Raw genomic sequence first — 7,063 nt, forward strand, 5'->3', positions numbered from 1 at the left:
ACCATGACCTCAGTTCCCACCCTGTTGAACTTCCGTAAGTCGAGCTACAGCCAGCCCAGCGGCGGCAACTGCGTCGAGGTCGCGGACACCGGCACCGGTGCCGCCGTCCGTGACACGCAGAACCGTCACCTCGGTCACCTGGAGGCGCCCTCAGCCGAGTGGGCAGCGTTCCTCACCAGCATCCGTTCCCGGTAACACGCGTAAAGGGGCCGCTAGCGTTCTCCGCTGGCGGCCCCTTCTCAGTTCCTACAAAACCTGCTCACTGGACCATCCCCGCGTGCGCGGGGAGCAGGGGGGCGTCCGGCAGTGCGGACGGCGGACCGAAGGACCATCCCCGCGTGCGCGGGGAGCAGATCACCTTGTCGAGCTTGCCGTACGGGATGTCGGGACCATCCCCGCGTGCGCGGGGAGCAGTCACGGATGACCTGAGACCGGTTGGTCTCGGGGGGACCATCCCCGCGTGCGCGGGGAGCAGTTCCTCGGTCTTCTCGGTCTTCTCGCTCATCGGGGACCATCCCCGCGTGCGCGGGGAGCAGCGCCTGATCACCGTCATGTTCAACGCGTCGGCGGGACCATCCCCGCGTGCGCGGGGAGCACGTCTTCTACCCCAGTCTTATAAAAGACTTCCGGACCATCCCCGCGTGCGCGGGGAGCACTCCCCGCCGAGCTGAATGTCCGCCCCACTGCCGGGACCATCCCCGCGTGCGCGGGGAGCACGGGACGTGTGCGGGGCTGGCCGGTGCTCGGCGGGGACCATCCCCGCGTGCGCGGGGAGCAGTGCTCGCACGCCTTGTATCGGGGGTCGCCGGTGGGACCATCCCCGCGTGCGCGGGGAGCAGGCCCGCAGACCCCGCTCTGGCCCTGATCCCGCGGGACCATCCCCGCGTGCGCGGGGAGCAGCAAGCGTGATCTGGGTTTCGCCTGCCATATCAGGGACCATCCCCGCGTGCGCGGGGAGCAGGTAGCCGGGCTGGGGGTGGTCGTCGCTGGTGTGGGACCATCCCCGCGTGCGCGGGGAGCAGCCGTGCCGGTACCCCATGACCAGGTCCACGGAGGGACCATCCCCGCGTGCGCGGGGAGCAGGTCGCTTCCACCCACACCGAGATGCGGGCGCTGGGACCATCCCCGCGTGCGCGGGGAGCAGACGTGACGGTCCACAAAAGCGGGGCGGCCCCCGGGACCATCCCCGCGTGCGCGGGGAGCAGGAGTTCAAGTCGGGCAGGGTGTCCGCGGCCTCGGGACCATCCCCGCGTGCGCGGGGAGCAGTCCTACTCGGTGGTGGGCATGGGCGCGGTCCTGGGACCATCCCCGCGTGCGCGGGGAGCAGGCGGCGTGGTCCAGGTCCTCATCCGGGTACCGGGGACCATCCCCGCGTGCGCGGGGAGCAGGACCGAGATCGGCGCGCGGGTGTCGGCAGCCAGGGACCATCCCCGCGTGCGCGGGGAGCAGGTCCTGTCAACCATGTTGCAACTCTATGCAGGGGGACCATCCCCGCGTGCGCGGGGAGCAGCCGGTGGCGTCGATGGTGTCGAGGTTGAGGGGGGGACCATCCCCGCGTGCGCGGGGAGCAGCCGGCCTTGCACGACGCCCAGTAGAGCGAGTTGGGACCATCCCCGCGTGCGCGGGGAGCAGGTCACGGTGGGCACTCACCAGTCGCCCGGCCGGGGACCATCCCCGCGTGCGCGGGGAGCAGGCCGAGGGGGGCGGGACGACGGCCGAGGCGACGGGACCATCCCCGCGTGCGCGGGGAGCAGGTGGTGAGGGCGGCCACAACTTCGGCCGGCGGGGGACCATCCCCGCGTGCGCGGGGAGCAGCCCAGGAACCACAGGCCCTCGGGGTCCACCGTGGGACCATCCCCGCGTGCGCGGGGAGCAGCAGCTCGGCGTCGCCAGCGAGCATCTGGTCGGGGGACCATCCCCGCGTGCGCGGGGAGCAGCTCCGGCGCACCTGCGACTGGTGCGGGAAGGAGGGACCATCCCCGCGTGCGCGGGGAGCAGAGGAGCGGCCCGAGGAACTGCGGAACATCGCAGGGACCATCCCCGCGTGCGCGGGGAGCAGGAAAAGCCGTCACGGGGCCGCGTATTTCTGTGGGGACCATCCCCGCGTGCGCGGGGAGCAGAACGGGGCTCTCACCCACCTGTCCACGAACCAGGGACCATCCCCGCGTGCGCGGGGAGCAGCGCCGTCCGCGCCCCCGGACCTGGCTGGCCAGGGGACCATCCCCGCGTGCGCGGGGAGCAGTACCGCTACGACGACGAGATCGGCGACACCCTGGGACCATCCCCGCGTGCGCGGGGAGCAGCCTTGACCAGTTCCGCCAGGAAGCCCGCAACCGGGGACCATCCCCGCGTGCGCGGGGAGCAGACTCGCTGAACTGGGAATTTACCAGCGGCAAGCAGCCAAATTTCCAACTTCCCGAGAAACAGACATTTCACCCACAAAGCCGAGTCCGAACCATCCCATGGTTCCACACACGGGACCGGCACACTCGCCCAGCTGGACGGGATCGCGGATAGGCGCTCTTGCTCCTCTTGCGAGTTTTGTTACTGGTGTTTCTGGTGTTATTGGAGAGGTTTCACGGACACGGAAAACGGCACTCCCCGGAGTTTTCCACCGAAGTAGGAGGCGCCTTCCGGCGCGGCGGCGGTCCTGTTTTCATGAAGGGGAAAAGAACGAGAGCCGCTGATCCGACGATCCGAACGGAGGCCCCGTGACCGGTACCGAGGCGGCGCCCGCCCCCCGCACGTCCGCCGCCGCGACTGGCCCGCGTCCGCGTGTGCCCGCCCCCGGCACACCGGACGCCCGGGGCCCCTGGCGCTACCTGTGGTGGCTCATCGCCTCCCAACCGTGGCGAGTCCTGGCCGGAGCCTTCTGGGGAACCGTCTGGATGATCGGCCTCATGGTCACCCCCTACCTCCTCTCCCGCGCCGTGGACGACGGACTGCGGGCCGGGGACCGGGGCTCCCTGCTGCTGTGGGCGGGCGCGCTGGCGGGCGCGGGGATCCTCAACGCGGCCGTGTCGATCATGCGGCACCGCACCATGACGCTCGTGCGGATGGACGCCTCGCTGCGGACCATGCGCGTGGTGGCCAGACACGCGGCCCGGCTGGGCGCGGCGCTGCCCCGGCGGCTCTCCTCCGGGGAGCTGTCCACCATCCAGGCCCTCGACGTAGGTCGGATCGCGCAGATGCTCACCATGACCGGTCCGGGGGTCGGCTCGGTGATCGCCTACGCGTCGGTCGCCGTCCTGCTCCTGACCGTGTCCCCTCTACTGGCGGCGGTCGTGCTGGTCGGCGTACCCCTGCTCGTCCTCACCCTGGGACCGCTGCTGCGCGGCCTGCGCGGCGGACAGAGCGGCTACCGGGAACGGGAGGGGCTGCTGACCGCCCTGGCGGGCGACATCGTGGCCGGGCTGCGCGTGCTGTCCGGCATCGGCGGCAGGGAGCGGTTCGCCGCCCGGTACCGGGAGCGCTCGGCCTCGCTGCTGCGCCAGGGGTACCGGCTCGGCGCGACCAACAGCTGGTTCGAGGCGGTCAGCTCCTGCCTGCCGGTGGTCTTCCTGGCGGCCGTCACCTGGATCGCCGCCCGGCTCGCGGTGTCCGGGGAGATCACCGTGGGGGAGGTGGTCGCCGTGTACGGCTACGTGGCCGTGCTCATCATGCCGGTGTTCTTCCTGGTCGAGGCGGCCAGCGACCTCACCCACGGCCACGTGTCGCTGGAACGGGTGGTGCGGGTGCTGCGGTCCGGGCCCGATCTGTCGGAGGGCGGCGGCGCGGCTCCCCCGGAGGACCCCGCCGAACTGGTGGACCCCGGGAGCGGAACCCGGGTGCCGCCGGGGTCGATGACCGCCCTGGTGTCGCTCCGGTCCGGGGACGCGGCGCTGGTGGTGGACCGGCTGGGCCGCTACACCGACTCCGACGCCACCTGGGGCGGAGTGCCGCTGCGCGACATGGACGTGGAGCGGGTACGCGACCGCGTCCTGGTCGGCGACAACGAGGCGTACCTGTTCGCCGGTCCGCTGCGCGAGGTGGTCGCGGTGCACGGCGGCCACACCGACGAGGAGGTCATGGAAGCACTGCGGACGGCCGGGGCGCTGGACGTGGTCTCGTCCCTGCCCGACGGGCTGGACTCGGCGGTGGAGGAGCAGGGCCGCAACCTGTCCGGCGGGCAGCGCCAGCGGGTACGGCTGGCCCGCGCGGTCCTGGCCGAACCGGAGGTGCTGCTGCTGGTCGAACCCACCTCGGCGGTGGACGCGCACACCGAGGCGCTGGTCGCGGCCCGGCTGCACGAGGCGCGCGAAGGGCTCACCACCGTGGTCGCGAGCACCTCGCCGCTGCTGCTGGCGCGGGCGGACCGGGTGGTGCTGCTGGACGAGGGGCGGGCGGTGGCGGTGGGCACGCACGGGGAGCTGGTGGCCACGCGGCCGGACTACCGGGCGCTGGTCCTGCGCGGAGCGGACGAGGGGAGCCGGCCGTGAGCACCGAGACAGGGAAGGGCACAGAGACCGGCGGGAACGCGGACGCCGGAAAGGAGAGCGGGACCGTCGCAGGAGTGGGAGCCGAGTCGGGCACGGGAACCGGGCGGGTCGGCGGCGGGCACGGGATGCGCGCCGGGGAGGGGGAACGGCTGCCGGTGGCGGAGCCCGCCCAGGCGCGTCGGGACGCCTGGCGGCTGGTGTCGGCCGACCGGGCGGGACTGACCGCGACGCTCGTGCTGACCTGCCTGGCCAGTGCGGCCGGGCTGGCCGGGCCCTACCTGTTGGGCCGGATCATCGACCTCCTGGAGGCCGGGCGGGCCACCGTCGCGGCGGTCGACGGGCTGGCCGCCGCCGTCCTGGCCTGCGCGCTGGCGCAGCTGGTGCTGACCCGGTACGCGCGGCTGGGCGCGTTCCGCTTCGCGGAGCGGGCGCTGGCGCGGCTGCGCGAGGAGTTCGTGGATCGGGCCCTGACCCTGCCCGCCCGGGTGGTGGAGCGGTCGGGCACCGGGGACCTCACCAACCGGGCGTCCGGTGACATGGGGGTGATCGCGACGACCCTGCGCGGCGCGGTCCCCGACGTGTTCCCGGGTCTGTTGCAGATCCTCTTCCTGCTGGCCGCGGTGTTCTGGCTCAGTCCGTCCCTGGGCGTGCTGGTCCTGGTGGTGGTGCCTCCGCTCTGGTGGGCGCTGCGCTGGTACCTGCGCCGGTCGCGCGCCGCCTACCTGGCGGAGGGAGCGGCCACCTCGACCGCGCTGGCGGGGGTGACCGCCACCGCCGAGGGCGGGCGCACCGTGGAGGCGCTGGGGCTGCGCCGGGAGCGAGTGGCCCGTACCGACCGCGACACCCTGGAGCTGTACGGGGCGCGACGCCGCACCCTGCGCCTGCGGTCGGTGCTGTTCCCCGTCGCCGACGCCGCGTTCTCTCTGCCCGCCGTGGTGGTGCTGCTCGGCGGCGGTCTGCTCCACCTGGAGGGTGGGGTGAGCCTGGGGGTGGTGGTGACCTGTTGCCTCTACATGCGGCAGATGGAGGAGCCCGCCAGCGGGATCATGTACTGGGTGGAGCAGTTGCAGCGCGGTGGGGCGTCGTTTGCGCGGGTGCGCGGTGTGGGGCGGGTGGCGGCTCCGGTGGGCGCGGCCCCGACGCCCGCCGACGACCGGATCGAGGTCCGCGATGCCCGCTACGCCTACGTGGCGGGCACGGACGTCCTGCGCGGGATCGACCTGACGGTGCGGCCCGGCGAACGGCTGGCGGTCGTGGGCCCCTCGGGGGCGGGCAAGACCACCCTGGGGCGGCTGCTGGCCGGAGTGGACTCACCGGACTCGGGGAGCGTGCTGGTGGGCGGGGTGCCCGTGGCCGACCTGGGCCCGGAGGAGCTGCGCCGCCGCATCGTCCTGGTCAACCAGGAGCACCACGTGTTCGTGGGAACGCTGCGCGAGAACCTGGCCCTGGCCTCGGAGGAGGCCGACGACGCCGACCTGCTGTCCGCGCTGGAGGCGGTGGGCGCGGACTGGCCACGGGAGCTGCCGGAGGGGCTGGACACCCCGCTGGGCGCGGGCGGCACGGCGCTGGACGCCGCGGCGGCACAGCAGCTGGCCCTGGCCCGGGTGGTGCTGGCCGACCCGCACACGGTGGTGCTCGACGAGGCCACCTCGCTGCTGGACCCCACCACCGCCCGGGCCGCGGAGCGCTCCCTCGCGGCGGTGCTGGAGGGCAGGACGGTGATCGCGATCGCGCACCGGCTGCACACCGCGCACGACGCCGACCGGGTGGCGGTGGTGGAGGACGGCCGGATCACCGAACTGGGCGCCCACGACGAACTGGTGGACGCGGGCGGCGCCTACGCGGCCCTGTGGAGATCCTGGCACGGCACCGCCTGAGATCCCGGACCTGGAACCAGTGGAGACCACGGTGGGGCGAGGCCATGCGCCCCTCCCCGACTCACAGCTTGAAGACCACCACGCGGTCACCGCACAGTTGGTCCATGTCGTCCTTGTCGGAGGTGAAGACGGTGACGGGCTCCTTCAGCAGCCTTCCGAAGAGGATCGTGTTTCCGGACCAGTTCGGCATGTCGGCGCTCGATCTCACGGTGCTCCGCCTCGGCCTCGGCGAGTTCCTCATCGGTGATCGCACCGTATTCGGACTCCCACCATTCAACGTACTCGTGGAGCCTGTCGCGCTCGTGCTGACGCTCGACGGCCTGAGTGACGTAGCGGCTGAACCCATCGGGACCCACCTCGGCGCGGATGGCTTCGGCTAGTTCCTCCGGAAGGGTTACCAAGTACTTCCTAGTTGCCATAGCGCGAACCGTACCTCTCGCTCTGAAAGGTGGCGGTTAATTTTTCGTGAGCCTGACGAGAGAGAGTTCTCGCCGGGGATCTTGCGAGGGTTCCCGGACGCGGAGCGTCCGTGTCGGTCAAGAACGCTCCTTCCGACTCAAGCCCGCCCCGCGTGCGCGGGGAGCACCAGCTCGGCGTCGCCTCCGAGCACCTGGTCGGGGGACCATCCCCGCGTGCGCGGGGAGAACCCCATGACGCGGAGGCAGAACCGGATGCCCACGGGACCATCCCCGCGTGCGCGGGGAGAAC

The 7,063-nt window shown here is 72.6% G+C and carries 5 protein-coding genes and 1 CRISPR repeat array; of the genes, 4 read left to right on the forward strand and 1 reads right to left on the reverse strand.

Annotated features, from left to right (window positions below):
- Positions 1-3 precede the first annotated feature (3 nt).
- The 3 genes from G011_RS0113835 (at position 4) to G011_RS0113845 (ending at position 6,355) form a co-directional block, all read left to right on the forward strand.
- Positions 4-195, forward strand: a complete 192-nt coding sequence (locus tag G011_RS0113835) for a DUF397 domain-containing protein (protein ID WP_019608995.1) — start codon at positions 4-6, stop codon at positions 193-195.
- Between the two features lie 68 nt (positions 196-263).
- Positions 264-2,365: direct repeats of the CRISPR family, unit length 27 nt; unit sequence GGACCATCCCCGCGTGCGCGGGGAGCA.
- Between the two features lie 346 nt (positions 2,366-2,711).
- Positions 2,712-4,478 carry an ABC transporter ATP-binding protein gene (locus G011_RS0113840; RefSeq protein WP_019608996.1) on the forward strand — a complete coding sequence of 589 codons (1,767 nt, stop codon included), beginning with the start codon at positions 2,712-2,714 and terminating at the stop codon, positions 4,476-4,478.
- 125 nt (positions 4,479-4,603) lie between these two features.
- The gene (locus tag G011_RS0113845; RefSeq protein WP_026338289.1) at positions 4,604-6,355 is read left to right on the forward strand and encodes an ABC transporter ATP-binding protein; all 1,752 of its coding nucleotides are present in this window, start codon (positions 4,604-4,606) and stop codon (positions 6,353-6,355) included.
- A 61-nt stretch (positions 6,356-6,416) separates the two neighbouring features.
- Here G011_RS0113845 and G011_RS32785 read toward each other — a convergent pair whose 3' ends face one another.
- Complete coding sequence (locus tag G011_RS32785; protein WP_019608998.1) at positions 6,417-6,545, reverse strand: hypothetical protein; 129 nt, start codon at positions 6,543-6,545, stop codon at positions 6,417-6,419.
- On the opposite strand from G011_RS32785, the gene G011_RS31750 reads away from it, so the two are divergent.
- Complete coding sequence (locus tag G011_RS31750; RefSeq protein WP_019608999.1) at positions 6,544-6,735, forward strand: hypothetical protein; 192 nt, start codon at positions 6,544-6,546, stop codon at positions 6,733-6,735. The genes G011_RS32785 and G011_RS31750 overlap by 2 nt on opposite strands.
- The last annotated feature ends 328 nt before the right edge of the window (positions 6,736-7,063 follow it).

It is taken from the genome of Nocardiopsis sp. CNS-639 (genome assembly GCF_000381685.1).
GTDB classification, from domain to species: domain Bacteria; phylum Actinomycetota; class Actinomycetes; order Streptosporangiales; family Streptosporangiaceae; genus Nocardiopsis; species Nocardiopsis dassonvillei.